The sequence below is a fragment of the Paraburkholderia suaedae genome (genome assembly GCF_040812055.1).
In the GTDB taxonomy this organism is placed as follows: Bacteria; Pseudomonadota; Gammaproteobacteria; order Burkholderiales; family Burkholderiaceae; genus Paraburkholderia.
Window position 1 is genome coordinate 539,965 of the sequence record NZ_JBFOAH010000001.1, and the last position, 18,538, is coordinate 558,502.

General features: G+C 62.6%; 15 protein-coding genes and 1 tRNA gene. 4 read left to right on the forward strand and 12 right to left on the reverse strand.

What is annotated here, in order from left to right:
* The first annotated feature begins 161 nt into the window (after nt 1–161).
* Nucleotides 162–1,784 carry a glucose-6-phosphate isomerase gene (pgi, locus tag ABQJ48_RS02340; RefSeq protein WP_367835689.1) on the forward strand — a complete coding sequence of 541 codons (1,623 nt, stop codon included), beginning with the start codon at nt 162–164 and terminating at the stop codon, nt 1,782–1,784.
* Between the two features lie 256 nt (nt 1,785–2,040).
* Here the strand turns inward: pgi and ABQJ48_RS02345 are convergent, their stop codons facing one another.
* On the reverse strand, nt 2,041–2,727 hold the full coding sequence (locus tag ABQJ48_RS02345; protein WP_367835691.1) for an ABC transporter ATP-binding protein: 687 nt from the start codon (nt 2,725–2,727) through the stop codon (nt 2,041–2,043).
* Nucleotides 2,728–2,755: 28 nt separating this feature from the next.
* Between ABQJ48_RS02345 and ABQJ48_RS02350 the strand changes: the two genes are divergently transcribed.
* Nucleotides 2,756–3,433 (forward strand): arylesterase, encoded by a 678-nt coding sequence (locus ABQJ48_RS02350; RefSeq protein WP_367835692.1) that lies wholly within the window; start codon nt 2,756–2,758, stop codon nt 3,431–3,433.
* 115 nt (nt 3,434–3,548) lie between these two features.
* Complete coding sequence (locus tag ABQJ48_RS02355) at nt 3,549–3,890, forward strand: hypothetical protein (protein ID WP_367835979.1); 342 nt, start codon at nt 3,549–3,551, stop codon at nt 3,888–3,890.
* A gap of 128 nt (nt 3,891–4,018) precedes the next feature.
* Here the strand turns inward: ABQJ48_RS02355 and ABQJ48_RS02360 are convergent, their stop codons facing one another.
* Both ABQJ48_RS02360 and ABQJ48_RS02365 read right to left on the reverse strand, forming a co-directional pair.
* Nucleotides 4,019–5,956 (reverse strand): SurA N-terminal domain-containing protein, encoded by a 1,938-nt coding sequence (locus ABQJ48_RS02360; RefSeq protein WP_367835693.1) that lies wholly within the window; start codon nt 5,954–5,956, stop codon nt 4,019–4,021.
* Between the two features lie 86 nt (nt 5,957–6,042).
* Nucleotides 6,043–6,119 (reverse strand) — tRNA-Asp (locus ABQJ48_RS02365).
* A 784-nt stretch (nt 6,120–6,903) separates the two neighbouring features.
* Between ABQJ48_RS02365 and ABQJ48_RS02370 the strand changes: the two genes are divergently transcribed.
* Nucleotides 6,904–7,155 (forward strand): DUF1488 family protein, encoded by a 252-nt coding sequence (locus ABQJ48_RS02370; RefSeq protein ID WP_367835980.1) that lies wholly within the window; start codon nt 6,904–6,906, stop codon nt 7,153–7,155.
* 743 nt (nt 7,156–7,898) lie between these two features.
* Here ABQJ48_RS02370 and ABQJ48_RS02375 read toward each other — a convergent pair.
* The 9 genes from ABQJ48_RS02375 to ABQJ48_RS02420 all read right to left on the reverse strand — a co-directional run bounded on the left by ABQJ48_RS02375 (nt 7,899) and on the right by ABQJ48_RS02420 (nt 18,506).
* Nucleotides 7,899–8,216, reverse strand: a complete 318-nt coding sequence (locus tag ABQJ48_RS02375; protein WP_367835694.1) for a hypothetical protein — start codon at nt 8,214–8,216, stop codon at nt 7,899–7,901.
* A gap of 172 nt (nt 8,217–8,388) precedes the next feature.
* Nucleotides 8,389–8,991, reverse strand: coding sequence for an HD domain-containing protein (locus ABQJ48_RS02380; protein WP_367835695.1), 603 nt, complete (start codon nt 8,989–8,991; stop codon nt 8,389–8,391).
* A 60-nt stretch (nt 8,992–9,051) separates the two neighbouring features.
* Nucleotides 9,052–10,101, reverse strand: a complete 1,050-nt coding sequence (locus ABQJ48_RS02385; protein ID WP_367835697.1) for a patatin-like phospholipase family protein — start codon at nt 10,099–10,101, stop codon at nt 9,052–9,054.
* Between the two features lie 138 nt (nt 10,102–10,239).
* On the reverse strand, nt 10,240–11,430 hold the full coding sequence (locus ABQJ48_RS02390) for a zinc-ribbon domain-containing protein (protein WP_473094086.1): 1,191 nt from the start codon (nt 11,428–11,430) through the stop codon (nt 10,240–10,242).
* Between the two features lie 402 nt (nt 11,431–11,832).
* Nucleotides 11,833–12,825, reverse strand: a complete 993-nt coding sequence (locus ABQJ48_RS02400) for an ABC transporter permease (RefSeq protein WP_367835698.1) — start codon at nt 12,823–12,825, stop codon at nt 11,833–11,835.
* Nucleotides 12,826–12,833: 8 nt separating this feature from the next.
* Nucleotides 12,834–13,853, reverse strand: coding sequence for an ABC transporter permease (locus ABQJ48_RS02405; protein WP_367835699.1), 1,020 nt, complete (start codon nt 13,851–13,853; stop codon nt 12,834–12,836).
* Between the two features lie 4 nt (nt 13,854–13,857).
* Nucleotides 13,858–15,408, reverse strand: a complete 1,551-nt coding sequence (locus tag ABQJ48_RS02410) for a sugar ABC transporter ATP-binding protein (protein ID WP_367835700.1) — start codon at nt 15,406–15,408, stop codon at nt 13,858–13,860.
* Between the two features lie 57 nt (nt 15,409–15,465).
* On the reverse strand, nt 15,466–16,872 hold the full coding sequence (locus ABQJ48_RS02415) for a substrate-binding domain-containing protein (RefSeq protein ID WP_367835701.1): 1,407 nt from the start codon (nt 16,870–16,872) through the stop codon (nt 15,466–15,468).
* Nucleotides 16,873–17,291: 419 nt separating this feature from the next.
* Nucleotides 17,292–18,506: a pyridoxal phosphate-dependent aminotransferase gene (locus ABQJ48_RS02420; protein ID WP_367835703.1), complete on the reverse strand. Its 1,215-nt coding sequence runs from the start codon at nt 18,504–18,506 to the stop codon at nt 17,292–17,294.
* Between the last annotated feature and the right edge of the window lie 32 nt (nt 18,507–18,538).

An 18,538-nucleotide genomic window follows, 5' to 3' on the forward strand; every position in this document is an offset into this window, starting at 1 on the left:
GGCTTCAACGGACATCCACGCGCTGGATGGCACCCCTGGAGCCTCGGCGACCGCCATCGCCGAACCGGGCCGCGCGGCATCGCTCTGACAGCCTCGTTGCCTCATTCCCGGCAGCGCTTCATGCGCGCGCCTTCCCTCCTGCCCCTGGTTAGACGGACGCTATGACCCAGAACTCGCTCCCCTCCTGGTCCTCGCTGCAAACGCATTACGAAAAGATTCGCAATGCGCATATGCGCGACTGGTTCGCCCCCGAGAACGATCCCGCCCCTACCCGCGCCGAGCGCTTCACGTTCTCGGGCGGCGGTCTCGCGGCCGATTTCTCGAAACACCGCATGACCGATGAGACGCTGCATCTGCTGGTGCAACTCGCTCGCGAAGCCGGCGTCGAGAAGCGCCGCGACGCGATGTTCGCAGGCGACGTGGTCAACCCGACCGAAGGCCGCGCGGCCTTGCATACCGCACTGCGCGCAACCGATCCGAAAGCGCCCTTCTTCGCCCAGGTGCAGGCCGAGCGCGCGAAGATGGCCGCCTTCGCCGACCAGGTGCGCAGCGGCGCATGGACGGGCTATACCGGCAAGCGGATTCGCTATGTCGTGAACATCGGCATCGGCGGCTCGGACCTCGGGCCGAAAATGGTCGTGCATGCGCTGCATCATCTGGCTGCGCCGGAGATTGCCACGCACTTCGTGTCGAACGTCGACGGCGCGGACCTGTACAACGTGATGCAGCAGATCGACCCCGAAGAGACGCTCGCGATCATCGTCTCAAAGACCTTCACCACGCTCGAAACCATGACCAACGCGCGCTCGCTGCGTGACTGGTTCATCGAGAGCGGCTGCCCGGAAAGCGCGCTCGCGAAGCACTTCGTCGGCGTGTCGGCCAACCCTTCCGAAGTCGTCAAGTTCGGCATCGCCAAAGAGAACGTGTTCGAAATGTGGGACTGGGTCGGCGGCCGCTATTCACTGTGGTCGGCGGTGGGCCTGTCGATCATGATCGCGATCGGTCCGCAACAGTTCGGCGAACTGCTCGGCGGCGCCAACGAGATGGACCAGCATTTCCGCGACGCGCCGCTCGAAAAGAACCTGCCGGTTCTGCTCGGCATGATCGGCATCTGGTATCGCAACTTCTTCGGCTTACAGAGCTATCTGGTCGCGCCGTATTCGGAAGCGCTGCATTTCCTGCCGTCGTATCTGCAACAACTCGAGATGGAGAGCAACGGCAAGTCGGCGCGGCTCGATGGCGCGATGGTCGACTATCCGACTGCCGCCGTGACCTGGGGCGAACCGGGCACGAACGGCCAGCACGCATTCTTCCAGATGCTCCATCAAGGCCCGACCATCGTGCCGATCGACTTCATCGCGGTGCTGACGCCGGAGCATCCGTTGATCAGCCATCATCCTAAGCTGCTGGCCAACTGCTTCGCGCAAAGCGAGGCGCTGATGCTCGGCCGCACCCTCGAGGAAGCCCAAAAAGTGGCCGGCCCGGACAAGCCCGAACTCGCGCCGCACCTGGTGTTTCCGGGCAACCGTCCAACCACGACGCTGCTCGTCGACGCGCTCACCGCGCGTTCGCTCGGCGCGTTGATCGCCTTGTACGAACACAAGGTGCTGGTCCAGGCGTCGGTGTGGGACATCAATCCGTTCGATCAGTGGGGCGTCGAATTGGGCAAGATTCTCGGCAAGGTGGTCGAGGCCGACCTGACGGCCGGCAGCGTCGACGAAAAGAAGCACGACTCGTCGACGTCGGCGCTGATCGCGCGGGCGCGCGCGGCGTTAAAGCGGTGAATAAAGCGGTGAATGTGCGCCGGGCGCTAGTGTCATGTCAGTGAGCTGATCAGCAGCATGCACTTGCGTGGCTACCCGCGTCGTTTAGCGCGATACGGGGTGGCTTCAGGTTACCGCATGTTGCTGCGTTACGTTCGGCGGTTCACGACGAAGCGCATGTGAAAAAGCGGGCCGTCATGCGGCCCGCTTGGCTTTTCAATTGATGGCCACCGATTCGATGGCCACAGCTCGCGCCTCCTGCGCGCTAGCGCGCCGTTCACGCGAGTCGTCCCGCCTCGATCGTCACGATGGTATCGCAACGACGCGCCAGCTCGATGTCATGCGTGACGAGGATCAGCGTCGCGCCGTTCGTGCGGTTCATCTCGAACATCAGATCGATCACCGCATGGCCGGTGGCGGCATCGAGGCTGCCGGTCGGCTCATCGGCGAACAGCACGGCCGGGTGCGTGACGAAAGCCCGCGCCAACGCGACGCGCTGCTGCTCGCCACCCGAGAGCAGCTTCGGATAATGACCGGTGCGCTGCCCCAGACCCACTTGCTCCAGCAGCGCACGCGCTCGCGCGGCAGCCTCGCGCGTGCCGATGCCGCCCTGGAGTTCGAGCGGCAACGTGACGTTTTCGAGCGCGGTCAGATGCGGCATCAATTGAAACGACTGGAACACGAAGCCGACCGAGCCGCCGCGCAATGCGGCCCGTTCGTCTTCGCTCAGTTCAGTCAGCTCGCGGCCGAGCAACCGAACCGAGCCCGAGCTCGCGCTGTCCAATCCCGCGAGCAAGCCAAGCAGCGTAGACTTGCCCGACCCGGATGCACCGACGATCGCCACACTGCTGCCGGCATCGATAGCAAGATCGATGTCGTCGAGAATCGTTAGGTCGCCCGTTGCATCCTTAACCTTCTTGCACAAACCCCGTACTTCAATGACCGGATCAGTTTTGTTTAGCATGGTGAAGCGTAGGTTGAAAGTGCTCGCCATGGGTTTTAGCACCACGGCTCGGATTGCTGCGGCAACAGGCTCAGTCGTCGTGAGCGCTGCGCTTTTTTCGATGGCCTTGCCGGTTCGCGCCGCGAATGCGCCCGAACCGGCCAAGCCGGTGATCGTCGTGCTCGGCGACAGCATCTCGGCCGAATACGGCTTGCCCCGCGACACGGGCTGGGTGGCATTGCTGCGCGAGCGTCTCGCCAAGGAGCGATTCGATTATAGCGTCGCCAATGCGAGCATCAGCGGCGATACCACGAGCGGTGGGCGGGCTCGCTTACCGGCGCTGATGCAGCGTTTGAAGCCGAGCATCGTGATCGTCGAGCTCGGCGCGAACGATGCATTGCGTGGCGTGCCGCTCGCCACCACCGAAGACAATCTGCGCACGATTATCGAGCAGGCTCAGCAGGCTCGCGCAAGGGTCGTGCTCGTCGGCATGTATGTCCCACCGAACTATGGCCCGGACTACACCCGCAAGTTCCACGGCATGTATGGCGAATTGTCGAGGGAACTGAAGGTGCCGTTGGTCCCGTTTCTGCTCGCGGGCATCGCCGACCAGCCGGACATGTTCCAGGCGGATCAGATCCATCCGGCGCAGCAGGCACAAGCGGTGCTACTCGGGAACGTGTGGCCCGTTCTCAAGCCACTTCTTCGCACAGGTTCGCCGCACTGAGAAGCGTGCTAACAACTTGTTTCCAGAACTGTGGGAACACGGGTGGCAGGCGTCGTTCTGACACTTTCACATCCGTGTGACCGGCTCGATTCTGAGCGACTTCCCAGGAGATAAAGTGAAATACCTACCGTTAATCGCTTTGACCGTGGCAATGTCTGCCTGCGCCGCTCAACCGCCCGCTGGCGTTGAATCTGTCGGACAGAGCCAGCAACCCCCCAGTGCCGTCGCCAGCTGCATCGCGCAGAAATGGGCGGACAGCTCCCAGCAACAGGTGATCTCGCAAAATACGCTTGCCCACGATCAGGCGATGGATGTCTATGTTCCCGGCCAGCAGCCTCCTAACGGCGCTGCCGCGGTGGTGCGTCCGTCGTACACCGGCAAGGGCACGTGGGTCGGCTTCCGTGGCGCGGGCACGGCGAACAGCAACGCTACCGGCGCAATCAGCGCCTGCCTTTGAGCCAATGCCGCTTCACGTTTGAAGCACGTTGTATCGTCAAATGAGAAAGCCCCGCAATGCGGGGCTTTCTTGCCTCTGCACCGGGTGCAGCATTGCTGCTCACCCCGCGAGCCTCGTTTTGATGACGTCTATTGGTCGGTCGCTTGCGCGTTGCCGCTGTCGAGTGAACCGTAGAACTTCACCTTCGAACGGGCGCGCAGCGCCTGGAGGTAGGCCTCGCTTTCGGACTGCGCATTCACTTGTGCGATCTGCTGCTGGGCGGCGGCGAGATGCTGAGGATCGGGTGGGGGGGCCGCCACCACCGAATTCACCCGATAAATCGCGTAGCCGTCGTCGCCCAGGTCGACACCCACGTACGCCGGCAATTTTTGGCCATCCACTTTGTAGATTGCACTCAATGCAGCCGGCGGCACGCCCTGAGCGTCGTTGCGCGACACTTTCAACGGCGATGAGAAACCGGTCGTGGCCTTCGACTTTTCAAGTTCGGCCAGCTTCGCCGCACCGTCCTTATGGGCCGCTTCGTTCGACTGCGCGGCGAACACCTTCTGACGCACCGCGTCTTTGACAGCCTCGAAGGCCGGCACAGCCGCAGGCTTATAGTCGGTGACGTGCGCCGCGATCAACGTGTTGCCGCCGACGTCGATTGCCTGGGTGTTGTTGCGTTGCACTGCCGCGTCGTTGGCGAACACTGCCGCGAGGAACTTCGGATTGTTCAGCGGGCTGCCCGGCGGCAGCTTGGGGTCCGGCTGCGGCGTCACCGTAGCGGTTTGCAGTTGCAGCTTGTATTTGTCGGCTGCAGGCTGCAGGCTCTTCGCCTTCTCGTACACGAGCGACGTGAAGCCTTCCGAACTGTCGGTGAACGCCTTGCTCGCCAGTTGCGCCTTCAGGTCTTTGGCGATCTGATCTTTCACTTCGTCAAACGGCTTCGTAACCGCCGGCTTGACGTCCGTCACCTTGACGATGTGAAAACCGAAGTCGGTCTGCACGATGCCGCTGATTTCGTCCTTCTTCAGAGCGAACACCGCGTCGTCGAACGCCTTGCCGCCCGCGATCATGCCGCGGCCAAAGTACCCCAGATCGCCGCCCTTCGATGCCGAGCCCGGGTCCTGCGAATTCGCCTGCGCGACCTGCGCGAACTGCTCCGGATGTGCCTTGACCTGGGCGAGCAACGCTTCGGCCTTCTGTTTCGCCTTGGCCTTGTCGGCCGCGCTGGCGTCTTTGGGCGCGGCGATCAGGATGTGGCTGGCACGCACTTCGCCTTCCGTGCGGTAGTGCGCGATGTTGTCGTCGTAGTATTTTTTCAGGTCCGCGTCGCTCGGCTGGATCGATGCGGCCAGCGTTTGCGGCGACAGCACGAGGTACTGAATGGCCGCAGTGGCCGGCGTCGCGAACTCGTTGCGATGCGCGTCGTAGTACGCCTGCAGTTGCGCGTCGGTGGGCTGGACTTTGGCCGCATAATCGCGCGGATGGAACGCCATGCCTTGTACTTCACGCTGCTGCTCGGCGAGCTCGGTCAGGTGCTGTGCGAGTACTTTCGACACGAACGCGCTGCCTTGAATGCTCGCGGGCAACTGCTGCAGGGCGAGGCTGTAGCGCACCCGTTCGTCGTATTGGTCCGGCGTCATGCCCTGCATTGCAAGCAATTGCTTGTAACGTTCGACGTCGATCGAGCCGTCGGGATTTTTCAGCGACGAGATGACGGGATCGTTCAGCAACACGCGGCGCACGGCGTCGTCGGAGGCAGTCAGATGCAGGCGCTGCGCTTCATCGGCCAGCACGCGCTGTTCGATCAGACCGTCGAGAATGTCGCGACGGTGTTCCGGCGTATCGAACGACTTCGCGTCGAATTGCGCGCCCAGCATCTGACGGGCTCGGTCGAGTTGCTGACGCATGGCGTCGTCATACTCGGCGCGCGTGATCTTGCGACCGTTGACGCTCGCGACGTTCGCACTTTCGTCAAAGAAGCCGCGGAAACCTTGGATACCCACAAAACCCAACCCCGGCACAATGATGAGGATGAGCATGAACATCATCAGGCGTTTGTGATTGCGGAAAAAATCGAGCATGCGTAAGGAGTGCCGAAAACAGAACGCCCGATCTTACAACAGCGGGCAATAAAAAAGGCGAACCGGAGTTCGCCTTGCGTGGATACTGGCGGAGTGGACGGGACTCGAACCCGCGACCCCCGGCGTGACAGGCCGGTATTCTAACCGACTGAACTACCACTCCTTGTACTGCGCTGACTGCCTGGTAACACTAGCCTGGATCTGAAACTGGTGGGTGCCGGGAGGTTTCAAAACCCTCTGGCCTGCCTTGACGGACCAAGCTTTCCCCAGTTCCATCATACAAATACAACTAAAAAGCAACGACGTGAGATTTTGCCGCAAATGTCGCAGTCTGGCAACGAAAATCTGCCTGCAACTCGACCGGCCCCAACGAAAACTTCGCGCGCCCGGCAATCCGTCATGGTCACACCGGCATCGCGACCCGCTCGTACCACCCAGCTATAGAGGGGCTGCGCGCTCGGCTCGAACGCCTTCGCCAGTTCCTCCGACGTGCGCCCGGCCTTCACCAACCCCACCATTTGCGACCCGAATTCCGCCCAGTACGGAGTTGCGATGCTTGCCGCTTTTTCGCACCGTCTCTTCAAAAGGATAGGGGTCCGTCTGTACGGTTCAACTTAGGACTCCCTCATAAGCTTCAGTAGCTTGCGTATCACCTGCGCTCCCAGTTTCAGATAAAAAAGCGCTTGGCCAGCCAAAGGGTATACAGTGGGAACACCGGTCGCCTTGAGCGACATCCATCTCTGGGGCTCCATCATGCGATCGCCGATTAAATCCGCCTCTGTGACAGTTGGCAGCGAGAGCGAGTATTCCATCGAGCGCAGAACGCGTGCTCACGTACTCGATACAGCGGATGCTGTACGAGCGGAAAAGAGGCGCGCCAATTTCGCTGCCATCGACTCCAACGCTAGCAAGTGGCGCTATCCGGCCCCAGGCATGAAGAGCTGATCGTGGCGCTTCAATTTCCCAACCCGAGCCGTAGCTACGATGCCTCCCGGCATTGTGTGTGTTTCTGGGGCTACGACAACTCGCGCGAAATCACCTTCCTGGTCGACGACGCCATCCTCAGAAATCTGCAGCCTGGCGTGGGATCCGATGAGCGGTCGATACTCGGTGCTTTCGACCAGGGCCGCGAAAAGATCCTCGATATCGCGAAGAAGCTGTATGTCGGTGGTGCGCAGAACCGATATTCGATTTCATAAGTTGCGGCCATCTCGCGGGCATGCTCCCAGATCTGCCAGGTCCAGGTCTTGCCGGACGCCCCGGACCACTTCGGAAAGAAGCCACATTGGTGCTTCCGTTATGACGGCGGTTACCGGGTACCTGTCGGCATTCTCTTGACTCGCCGTGTCCCGAGGGTCATTGGCCTGCACGCCCCCCGCCTCAAAGCCGGCCCGGGCAGTCGACGCAACGACGAATTGAGCTCACGCGAGACGGCCACGGTGCGTCAAACTCACGGCTTGCAACACGATTCGATGAGCGGTTCCTTTTCCGTCCCCGACACAGCCCAAAGCCAGTGCTCGGACCGATTCATATTCAAGTGGGAGAGCAGCATGACTGATGACCAGGTGGACATGGCAGAAATAGCGGAAAACAGGAGCCGCAGAGAAGCGGGAGCGGCGGCAACGAAAGCTGCCACGGCTGTCGCGCCAAAACCGCATACGACGGGCATCGATCCGGATGTGGACAGATTGCGCAAGCCTTGGGGCAAGCGTGTCTGGGCATGGCTCGGAGCCTCGGGAGTCCGCACTCACGTTCGTCACCCACGGCCGGAATAGTCCAGCCCGCGCGGGTAGATACGGCACGAGCGCAGGAGCGCCGCCTGCTTTTACGCATCCGCTCAGTGAGTTCCGTTGACGGTATGGCACATACCCGACCTGGCGGATTGGCGATCGACTGTCGCTTGACAACAAGCTCCCCCTTTTCCTCGCGCCTATCCTGAGGCTTAGCGCCTGGGTCTTCTCATGCCTTCGGTTTCCATGGCGGCATTGCGTTCTTCGCAGGCCTCAGTGGGCTCCATTGTCTCGTCGACGGAAGCGCTGGCGCGCTCCGTGGCCGCTTTCGTTTCATCGACCGTGGCGCCCAGTCCGCCATCATCATCCGCCGGAGGCTCCAGCATGTCCCGAAGCATGGCGGCCAGTTCCGGTGTATCCCACGGCGCGCCATGCTGCTCTTTCTTCTTTATGTAGTGCCGGACTTCGGCGTCTTGCTCCGGAGTCAAAGGAAGGCCGCGAAAAGTGCTTTGGGGGGTGGCGTCGACCATGACATTGCTCCGAAAATCGTCTCATCTTCAGTGTAGGCCTTTTGCAGCGGACGAAGGATAGGTTCGATGTCCGGTTCCATATCAGAGGCCTCATCAAAACCTCCGTCGCTCGGCTTACCTTGTTGCCAGCAACGCGTTCCGCTCAGACGTGATGGTCAACCGGAGTCACCCGTCAGAGACCGAGCCGCCAGGTCACGTTGCTGCGCGCGCGCGCCTCACAGCGCGCGCGGAAAAAATCCGTTTGATAGATGCGCGGGCGCGCCAGCAATCTGCCCAGAAAAGCCCGCTCAAGTTGATCGTATGCGTAGTCGTCGAGATCGGGCCGCTCGGCCCTCAGGCGTTCACCCTCTTCGCAAAACCGGCCGCGCGAAGCGCCAAGCACTGCAAGGTCGATGTCACAAGCGAAACCGGCGTCCAGCTCCTGCGCCGGGCTTTTGTGCGTTGTCGCGATGATCATCGCGCAGATGCGCTCGCATGCGGCAATGCGACCTTCGGCCCTGCGCCGGAACCAGTCCGCGCTGCTTTGCTCGTTATTCAGCGCGCCGGGAATGTAGATCACGTCGTGGCACCAAAGTGCGAGTTCGACGGCATCTGGATCGGGAATCAAGCCACGAGCCAGGTCGAGATCGCGCAAACAGCGGCGCACATGCCGTAGCGTGTGATAACGACGCGCTGGCTCTGCATAGCATCGCGCAAGACAGGCATAGACGTCCTCGGCATGCGCCCCGCCGCTGCGCGACCACAACGCGACGAAACGCGCCTGCGTCTGGTTCATGCTCGCTCCTTTGCCCGAGCGTCTACGCACGACGGCCCCGTGCCAACGTGATCGCGATGCTCAGAGAAATTCCTTGCGAATGTCGATAGTCGACCTCTGTCCGATGCTCTTGTAGTGATGCGCGAGCCACGCATCCGCTTCACGCCGCCCGTTGTCGCGCAGCTCGCTCAAGAATCCCCAATCCGCGTTGTACTTGCTCGACACACTCAAGGCGCACATGGCATCGTCGGCGCGAATGGAATGGATCAGCATTTCCTTCATCTCGCCGCGATCGACCTTGCCCTGCTGGATCAGCTCGGTGACGAACGCAACCGCTCGCATCTCGCGCATCAGCGACGAGTTGAAGCTGATCTCGTTGATACGGTTGAGGATTTCCGCCGTGGTGATCGGCACACCACGGCGCACGAGCGGATTGATATGCACGATCACGATGTCGCGTGTCGTGCAGTTGTAAATCAGCGGATAGATGGCCGGGTTGCCCATATAGCCGCCATCCCAGTAGTACTCGCCGTCGATCATGATCGCCTGGAACAATGTCGGCACGCATGCCGATGCAAGTACCGCGTCCGCGCAGACATCCTCGCCTGTGAAAAGGCGGATTTTCCCCGTCTCTACGTTCGTCGCGCACAGATATAGGCGGATCGGACAGTGGTTGCGCAGCCGGGTAAAGTCGACCTGGCTTTTGAGCACTTCGAGTAGCGGATTGAGGTTGTTCGGATTGAACTGGTAGGGCGAAAAGATGCGCAGCGCCATGTCGGCGAATGCATAAAGCGGCGAATGATCGAGCCCGAAGCTGTGCGTGCCTTTTAGCCACGGCAGCCAGCGCAGCGGGTTGTAGCGCTCCGCCGATTGCGCGACCGCCTGCCAGAAATCGTGCAGCGCCTGGCGCGCGCCCTCTTCGCCGCCCTGTAGCAGGCCATATGCGAGCACGACGGCGTTCATCGCACCGGCGCTCGTCGCGCTGACGCCCTCGATCGCAAGCCTGCGGTCCTCGAGCAGCCGGTCGAGCACGCCCCAAGTGAACGCGCCGTGCATCCCGCCGCCCTGTAAAGCCAGCGCGATCTGTTTCGGCGGTTCATCGTCGCGGCGTCTTGTGTGCGTGGTCGTCATGCCCGTCTCCTCAGCTCCCCGTCTGCGCGGAGCGGCGTCAAGCAGTGGGCTGGATGCCGGAGCGCCGCTCGCCGCCGTCCGTCATCGGTGGGGTCACCCAGCGCCCGTGTTGAGCGCATCCAGTAGCGCTTGCGCGTCTCACAGGTCAGCCGTGTCGAACCCCTCCGTGAAGCAGGAATACACCTGGGATAGCCCTTGCCTGGCCTGCGCCGGGTTCCCTTGCCGCTGCAACAGCCGGGCGAGGTCCGACGCCGCCCGCAATTCCAGCGATCTGGCGCCTTGCTCGCGCGCCCGTGCGATCGCCTCGTGAAAACAGTCCGCGGCCTTGTGGTCGCACATCCGCACAGGACCTTCGTTGTTCGTCGCAGCCATCGAGAAGTTTCCCCTGAGCCGGTACAACTCGGCCTCGTAACAATGTTCGCCCGACTTCTCGACAATCGACATGGCCTCGTCGAGCATGCGCAGTGCGGCCTCGCTGTCTCCTGTGCGCCAATAGCTGTCGGCAAGCAGCGCCAGAAAATAAGGCCGCTGGTCTTCGCCGCCAGCGGCTCGTTGCGCGTCGAGGCCCGGGCGCATCTGCGCGATGCCCTCCTCAATGTTTCCCTGCGCGGTCATCGACCAGCCCCGCAGAAGCGTTCCCCACGCGAGCCAGTACGGCAAGCCGTGTTCGGTCGAGACGGTAATCACGGCTTGCGCACGCTCGCCGGCGAGCGACGACTCGCGCCGCAGTTGGTGCAACTGGGCGGCGTAGGTCAGGCTAAAGGCGAGAGTCGGACCATAGGCAAGCTTCTGCGCAAGAGCAAGCGCTTCGCAGCTGCGCTTGCGCGCCTCATCGGGGTACCCCTGAAACCACATGGTCAACGCGAGAATGCCGTCGCCGAGCGACTTCGCCACGTAGCCTTCATAGTAGTGGACGGCTTCCATCATCAGCGCGACGACGGGCTTGATCAGGCGATGCGCCACTTCGGGTTCGAGATCGTGGATCAAGGCGGTGGAACCGGCCATATCCGCGAACAGCGCCGTTACCGTCTTGCGCTCGCCAGCGGTTTCGCCCCGCGCTTCCATGGCCGCATGTTCCGCACGGATGCGTTCGGCAAGATGGTGAGGTGTGTAATGAACGGGCGCGGGCGGCGGTTCCGAAACGGATGGGCGATAGCGGGATCGCGTTGCCGGTGCCTCGCCGAGCGGCGCTCCGCATTCGCTGCAGAATCGGGCAGCCGACCCGGCCTCATGGCCGCAACGCGAACATGTGCGAGACAGCATAGCCCCGCACGCTTCGCAGAACTTTGCGTCGGCGGAGCTCTCGGACCCGCAGTTTGTGCAGCGCATACAACCCTCTTCCTGCCAAGGGTCAAGACATCAACATTATGCGCCGCTGCGCACGGACATTCATTCGCGAATGCGCCTCCCAGTGCTGGGCGCCGGTTGTCGAAAGCGTTGTTGCAGCTGTAATTGGTACAAGGTCTTCACAGCGGCGCTAACGTGTCGGTCGATTGCTCTAGCGAGGGATGGCGCGGTAGCGGCGCGCGGTGGTTTGCCGGTACCGGTTGGGCGCGCGAAGAGCGGGCTGCGTTTCGCCGACTTGCCTATTGCGAGAACTGGGCGTCGCGCTATCCGCAAAGCAGGTGCACACGATTCAAGGCTGCCGTGCGGCACGGATGGGAGCGTGTTACGGGTGGCTGACCGCTCGTTGCCGGTGGTGTCGGGACCGCGGCCATCGGCATATCGCCGCTATGGAACCACCCTTTCGCGACCATAGAGCATCATCATCACGATGATGACCAGCCCGAAGACCACCTGGCGGAAGACGTCGGCTGGCAGTCTGATACCGAACTCCCCGAAGTAGTCCTGCGGCTGCAGCACCGAGAGGATCGATTGCAAAAGCGTAATCAGGATTACGCCGACGACGGTGCCCAGATAGGTGCCGCGCCCGCCGAGCACGTTGGTGCCGCCGAGCACGATAGCCGCGATCGTAGGCAATAGATAAGGGTCGCCCATCGCCTGATAGGACCGGTTCGCCCAGCCGGCAAGCAACACACCGCCGGTCGCGGCGCAGGCACCGGACAGTGCGAAGGCGAGCAGGGTGACGCGCCGGGTATCGACGCCGGAGAGAAACACCGCGCGCTCCCGATTGCCGATCGCATAGATCTGCCGGCCAAGCCGGGTGCGCGTCAGCATGTAAATCGTAGCCGCCCCGATCGCGATCCAGACGAGCAGTGGATTGGCGATTCCGGGAACCAGTTGCCCGCTGCCGACGGCGATCATGAGTGCGGTGGCCCGATCCTGGGGCGCGAAGCCGCCGGTGTGATAAACCATGAGGCCCTGCGCGACGGCATTCATGCCGAGCGTGAAGATCATCGAAGGCGCGCGAAGATACGCAACCCCCAAGCCGTTCACCACGCCGACCACAACACCGCAAAAGATTCCGAACGGAATGGCGAGCGGCACGCCGAGGGCGGGCCCGAGGATGCCGGCTGCGCCGGTGGCCATCATGCCGCCCATCGCAATCGTCCAGGGAATCGACAGGTCGATCTGCCCCATCAAAATCACGATCATCTCCCCCGTTGCGATCGTGCCGAGGAAGGAGGCGACCCGAAGCTGCTGGGCCAGGTACTCGACGGACAGGAAGCCTGGCTTGGCGGCCGCACCCAGCAGGAGCAGGAGCACAACGCAGCCGAAGGCGATCAGCGTCGCGGCGTCGATCTTTGGCAAGATGCGAAGCATGGCGGGCGCTAGCGATAGAGATCGAGCTTGTTGCGCACGCGCAGCAGCCGCAGCGAGCCGAGACTGACCGCGAACAGCAGGACGACCCCGACGAACAGCGGCTGCAGCACCGGATTGATATTGAATACGATCAGCAGATCGCCCACGGTGCGCATCACGAAGGCCCCGAAGACCGAGCCGACCACGCCGCCCGATCCCCCGAACAGCGAGGTGCCGCCGATCACCAGCGCGGCGATGGAGTTCAGCGTGTAGTCCGCGCCAAGCGCGGCCCGCGCTTCGCCGGAAAAGGTGATGCAGGTCAGCAGGAGCCCGCCGAGTGCGGCGAACAGCCCGGCCAGCGTATAGGCCAACAGCTTCGCCCGCGCAATGGGTACGCCGGACATGTACGCTGCCTGTTCCGCCGAGCCCACGGCATAGGCGGCCCGCCCCAGGGTGGAGTCCCGGTACGGCAGCCAGACGAAGACGACAGCGGCGAGGATCAGCAGGACGGACGAAGGCACGGCGTAGGTCGAGCGTGTCATCAGAGCGGCGAAATCGCCGTTGATGTCGCCGCCCGGCTGTGGCCGCAGGGCGAGCGCGATGCCGAAATAGATCGCGCTCGTCGCAAGCGTGGCGATCAGCGGCTGCAGCCTGCCGTAGACCACGATCAACCCGTTCACGAGGCCGCAGATGAGGCCCACGACGAGCACGGCGACAATGCCGAGCGCAGTGCTCGCCGGATCGCCGGTGACGATCGACGACGCGAGGCAATTGGCCAGCATGAATATCATGCCGACGGAAAGATCGAGTCCCCCGGTCAACACAGGCAACGTCTGCGCCATGGCGACGAGCGCCAACAGCGCGCCCTTGTTGGCCGCCGTGTTGACGACATCGGAGGTGAGGCCGATCGGCTGGGCAGCCCCGTAGACGCCGAACATGGCCACGAAGATCGCCGCCGAGACTAACGCCCCGCGCTGCGCCGCAAACCAGTAGCGCCAGTTGCTCATGTGCCGTCTGCCCATCATGGTCAGCCCTCGTTCGGCGTTCACTCGGCTACCTCGCGACATTCCGGGCAGGCCGCTGCGCCGCGGATGTCAGGTTCAGCGCGGCACCGATCAGGTTGTGCTCGGTCAACTCGGCGCCCTGCAGCATTCGGACGATGGTGCCGTCGTAGAAGACGGCCACCCGGTCGCAGCACCCGATGAGCTCGTCGTAGTCGGTGGAATAAAACAGCACCGCCGTCCCCTGCTGCGCCAGCTGTCGCAACAGCTGGTAGATTTCCTGTTTCGTGCCGACATCGATCCCCCTTGTCGGGTCGTTCAAAAGCACGATGCGCGGCTTGGTCATCAGCCATTTGCCTATCACCACCTTCTGTTGATTGCCGCCCGACAACCCGGCCACGGGACCATCCAGTCCGTCCGACTTGATCGCAAGCTGGCGCACGACTGCGTCGATCAGCACGGCCTCGGCCTTGCGGTCGATGCGGCCCAGGCTGCTTACCGCATCGAGGGCGGCGAAGGACAGATTCTCACGCACGGTCATCGGCAGCATCAGCCCTTCGTTCCTGCGATCCTCCGGGATCAGCGCGAGGCCCAGCTCCGGCGACTTTGCCTGACGGGGGCTCGAGATCTTCACCGGCTTGCCGGCCACCTCGATCTCGCCTCCCACGCCGATCAACGCTCCGAACAGGGCCAGCAGAAGCTGTCGCTGTCCTTGCCCGTCGAGCCCGCCCAGACCGACGACCTCGCCCGGATACACGTCGAGAGTGACGTTCTTCAACTCGCCGGCCCAGGAGAGATTGCGCACCGCGAGCCCGGGTTTGCCCTCACGCCGGGTCTTACCGAGTGGCGGAAAGACGCTGGAATATTCCCGGCCGATCATCATTTCGACGATCGCATCATCTGATCGAGTGCCGGCGACAAAAGTCTCGATGTAGCGGCCGTTGCGGAAAACCGTGCAATCGTCGGCGAGTGCGGCGATCTCGTGCATTCGGTGCGAGATGTAGATGATCGCCATCCCCTGGGCCCGCAGTTGCCTGAGGAGCGTGAAGACCTTGGCCACGTCGGCCGCGGTCAACGCCGAGGTCGCCTCGTCGAGGATCAGCACTTTCGGCCGCCGCGCGAGGGCCTTGGCGATTTCCACCATCTGCTGGCGCGACAGCGGCAACTCGCCCACCGGCGCGGCAGGATGGATGTCTTCACCGCCGATTCGCGTCAACACCTCCTGCGCGCGCCGCCGTTGCGCCGCCCGGTCGATGAGTCCGAACCGGCGTGGCGGATGGGTGATGCAGATATTGTCGGCCACGGTCAGATCGGGCAGCAGCGAAAGCTCCTGAAAGATGCACGATATCCCCGCCTCCGCCGCCGCCCCGGGCGTAGCGAAGGCGACCGGCGCGCCGCCGAGAAAGATACGCCCGCTATCAGGCTGCACCACGCCGCAGAGGATCTTGATGAATGTGGACTTGCCCGCCCCGTTCTCCCCCAGTAGCGCGTGGATCGAGCCGGCACGACACGAGAATTGCACGCCCTCCAGCGCCCGAACGCCGCCGTACTGCTTCGAAACACCTTCCACCCGCAGTAGTGGGCCCGGCGTCTCCTCGATCATCCTGCCGCCTCTCTGTTCGCGCCGCGCGGCCAGGGCTGTCCCCGCCGCGCGCCTGGTTCAGTCGTTGGTGCCGGACTGGGTCGCAATTTCTTCGGCCGAGAAACCGATATGGCAGCTTGGGAAATTGTTGCCGGCGAAGAAGCTGCCCGGCAGTTTCGGGAAGACGCTCTCGCCGGGCTTGAATGGCGAATAGTCGACCGACGTGGGCAGGGCGATGCTTTGCGGAACCACCTCGCCCTGCAGCGCGGCGATTGCGATCTTGATCGCCACCGCGCTCTGCGCCGGGCCCGTGCCACCGGACTGGCAGGTCAGGTCGTCCTTGTCGCAGAGCATGCGATAGGCGTTCTCCGTCTCGCCCGAGATCGGCGCCTTGAACTTGCCGGAGTCGAGCATCGCCTGAACCGTGCCCTGCGATCCACCCTGGACGTAGATGCCATCGAACACGCCGCCCGCGGCGATCGCGTCGGCGGTCGCTTTTTGCGCATCGCCTGGCGCCCAGTTGCCGATCACGTCGACCACCTTCACCTTACGGCCCGACTTGTCGAGCACTTCGTGGAAACCCTTGTCGCGAGCGAGGTCCACCGGCTGACCGGACGGACCCCGAACGTGCAGGAACGTCAGGTCACCCGTCTTCCTGGCTTGCTTCAGCAGGAACGTGGCGGCCATCTCGCCAAGGCCCTGCTGGTTGACGTTGACCGAAATCTGATCCGGACTGTCGATCACGTTGTCGAAGGACACCACCACCACGCCTTTCGCATTGGCCTTTTGCACCACACCCTTGAAAGCGGCGGCGCTATTGGCGTCGACGATGATTGCGTCGAAGCCCTGGTCGATGAAATTGTTGGCGGCGGCGATCTGCGCGGAGATGTCCTGGCCGACGGAGACGACCTTGAATTCCTTGATGTCCTTCTTCACCGCAGGCTGAGCCACATAAGCCTTGGCGACCCGGATCATCTGGACGCGCCAGTCGTTGGCGATGAATCCGTTTACCAGGGCAATGCGATAGGGCCCGTGCCGGGCCGGCCACTGGAAGAATTTCGTGCTTGCCGATTGCGGCTTGAAACAGCCTGGATCGGCGCCCGGTCCATTGACCACCTTCGGACCGGCCGCCAAGGCCTGGGTTGACAATGCGATCGCCGCGAGCATTCCAATCGCGGTGCGACGTAGACCTTTCCGTATGGTTCTCATGGATCTTTCTCCCAGCGACCAGATGAACACAAGGCTGCCCGAACAAAGTCTGATGAGTGACAGATGGCCTGTCAAGGATAAGACGCTATGACCACTTATTATGAGCTTTGCTCGAAGTGGCGACGCGAGCCGACGCAGACGAGGGATGCCAGCCACGCGCCTGACGACTGCGTCGAGGCAGTCGATGGGTTCGCCAGGATCGCGCCAAATGAGGTGGTTGTCGGCCGTGCTATTGCGGTTAGACAGCGTCATGTCCGCATCGTCCGCCGAGCGCAACTTTCATCCCCGGCTATTGCACTCGCCGACTGTTGCATCTATGCAACCACGGAACTCGTCATCGGCGCGCTGTTTGCGCTTCGCCAGACTAACCTCGCAACGCAACATGCGTTGTCTGGGCTGTAACGTAGTACGTTTTCCACGTACATCATTGCTGTACCACTTAGGCAAAGTTCTGCTCTGACCAATAGCTTGGTACGAAAAAGCGAGTCCTTTCGTGAGAGCCGGACTATTGGCCAGCGAAATGTAGGGCTACGAAGTATGTAATCGGTCAGTGGAAACTGCAGCGCTCAATGTTCGTTGCCGTCCAGCCGCGCTGCCCGCACGCGAATCCGCGCCTGGTTCCTTGGAGAGTAGTCGAAGTGGATCATCATGGCTTCGAGCATGAACAGGCTCCTGATTCAGCGCGCCGCGCCGGTTCATTCGCTGATGCAGCGGGTTGATGCGCCCGCTGATGTGCGGATACCCAAACCCTGGACAAATGTGGCGATGCGCTCACACGCCTCCCCCAACCGCGCTTCATCGACGACGAACCCGAAACGCACGAAACCGTTCGCCGTATCGCCAAACGCACTGGCATCGAGCAACGCCACGCCTTGCGCGCGAAATAGCTGCCATGTGAAATCGAACGCGTTGAGGCCCGTGCCCGTCACGTCCACCATCATGAACATGCCCGCTTCTGGCAACAGGCAACGCAAGCCCGGCACTTGACGCAAACGGTGGTAGACCACATCGCGCCGACGCCGGTAGAGCTCGCGCATATCGGCGACGATCTGCGCTTTGTGCTCCAGCGCCGTGAGCGCCGCCTGCTGGATAAAACCCGGTAAGCCATAGAGCATGCACAGCGCCAGGCGTTCAAGATGTTCGACGAGCGGCGCCGGCCCAATTACCCAGCCTATCCGCCAGCCGGGCATCGCGTGCGACTTCGACAGACTGCTTATCGTCACCGTGCGCCCGGCCATGCCGGCGAGGGATGCAATACTCACATGATCGCGCTCGAAGGTCAGGTCGGCGTAGACCTCGTCGGCAAGCACCCACAGATCGTGCTGGCAGGCCAACTGTGCAATCCGTTCCAGATCGGCCCGCGGCATCACGACGCCGGTCGGATTGCAGGGTGTGGCAAAGAAAATCGCCTTCGTGCGCGGCGTGATGGCCGCTTCGAGGGCATCGCAATCGACATGGAAGCCGCGCGCCGGATCGACCGGCACAGGCACGAGGGTGGCGCCCGATGCGCGCACGCTTGCCTCGTAGGTCAGATACATCGGCTCCGGCACGATCACCTCATCGCCCGCCTGGCACAGGCAGAGCGATGCGGCGAACAGCCCATTTTGCGTACCCGCCATCACAATCACATTCTCTGCGGCAACCGCCTGGCCGGTCGCACGCATATGTTCCCGCGCAATCGCCGTGCGCAACGCGGGGCGGCCCGCCACCTCGCTGTAATGGGTATCGCCGCTGCGCAATGCGGTGACCGCGCGCTCGACGATGACATCCGGGGTAGCAAAATCGGGATCCCCTACGCTCAGTAAAATGACGTCCTCGGCTTGAGCAAGCGCCTTCTGTGCCGCGTAATGAATCTCCCAGGCCGAGGTTCGCTTACCTTGCAGGCGTTCCACCAGATCCGAATACTTCATCCGGCACTCCTTGTAGTGGCAGACACGAGACC

Excerpts from the sequence above, each read along its gene's own strand:
- pgi (WP_367835689.1), top strand. The coding sequence starts at position 162 with ATGACCCAGAACTCGCTCCCCTCCTGGTCCTCGCTGCAAACGCATTAC.
- ABQJ48_RS02345 (WP_367835691.1), bottom strand. The coding sequence starts at position 2,727 with ATGCTAAACAAAACTGATCCGGTCATTGAAGTACGGGGTTTGTGCAAG.
- ABQJ48_RS02350 (WP_367835692.1), top strand. The coding sequence starts at position 2,756 with ATGGGTTTTAGCACCACGGCTCGGATTGCTGCGGCAACAGGCTCAGTC.
- ABQJ48_RS02360 (WP_367835693.1), bottom strand. The coding sequence starts at position 5,956 with ATGCTCGATTTTTTCCGCAATCACAAACGCCTGATGATGTTCATGCTC.
- ABQJ48_RS02375 (WP_367835694.1), bottom strand. The coding sequence starts at position 8,216 with ATGGTCGACGCCACCCCCCAAAGCACTTTTCGCGGCCTTCCTTTGACT.
- ABQJ48_RS02380 (WP_367835695.1), bottom strand. The coding sequence starts at position 8,991 with ATGAACCAGACGCAGGCGCGTTTCGTCGCGTTGTGGTCGCGCAGCGGC.
- ABQJ48_RS02385 (WP_367835697.1), bottom strand. The coding sequence starts at position 10,101 with ATGACGACCACGCACACAAGACGCCGCGACGATGAACCGCCGAAACAG.
- ABQJ48_RS02390 (WP_473094086.1), bottom strand. The coding sequence starts at position 11,430 with ATGCGCTGCACAAACTGCGGGTCCGAGAGCTCCGCCGACGCAAAGTTC.
- ABQJ48_RS02400 (WP_367835698.1), bottom strand. The coding sequence starts at position 12,825 with ATGCTTCGCATCTTGCCAAAGATCGACGCCGCGACGCTGATCGCCTTC.
- ABQJ48_RS02410 (WP_367835700.1), bottom strand. The coding sequence starts at position 15,408 with ATGATCGAGGAGACGCCGGGCCCACTACTGCGGGTGGAAGGTGTTTCG.
- ABQJ48_RS02420 (WP_367835703.1), bottom strand. The coding sequence starts at position 18,506 with ATGAAGTATTCGGATCTGGTGGAACGCCTGCAAGGTAAGCGAACCTCG.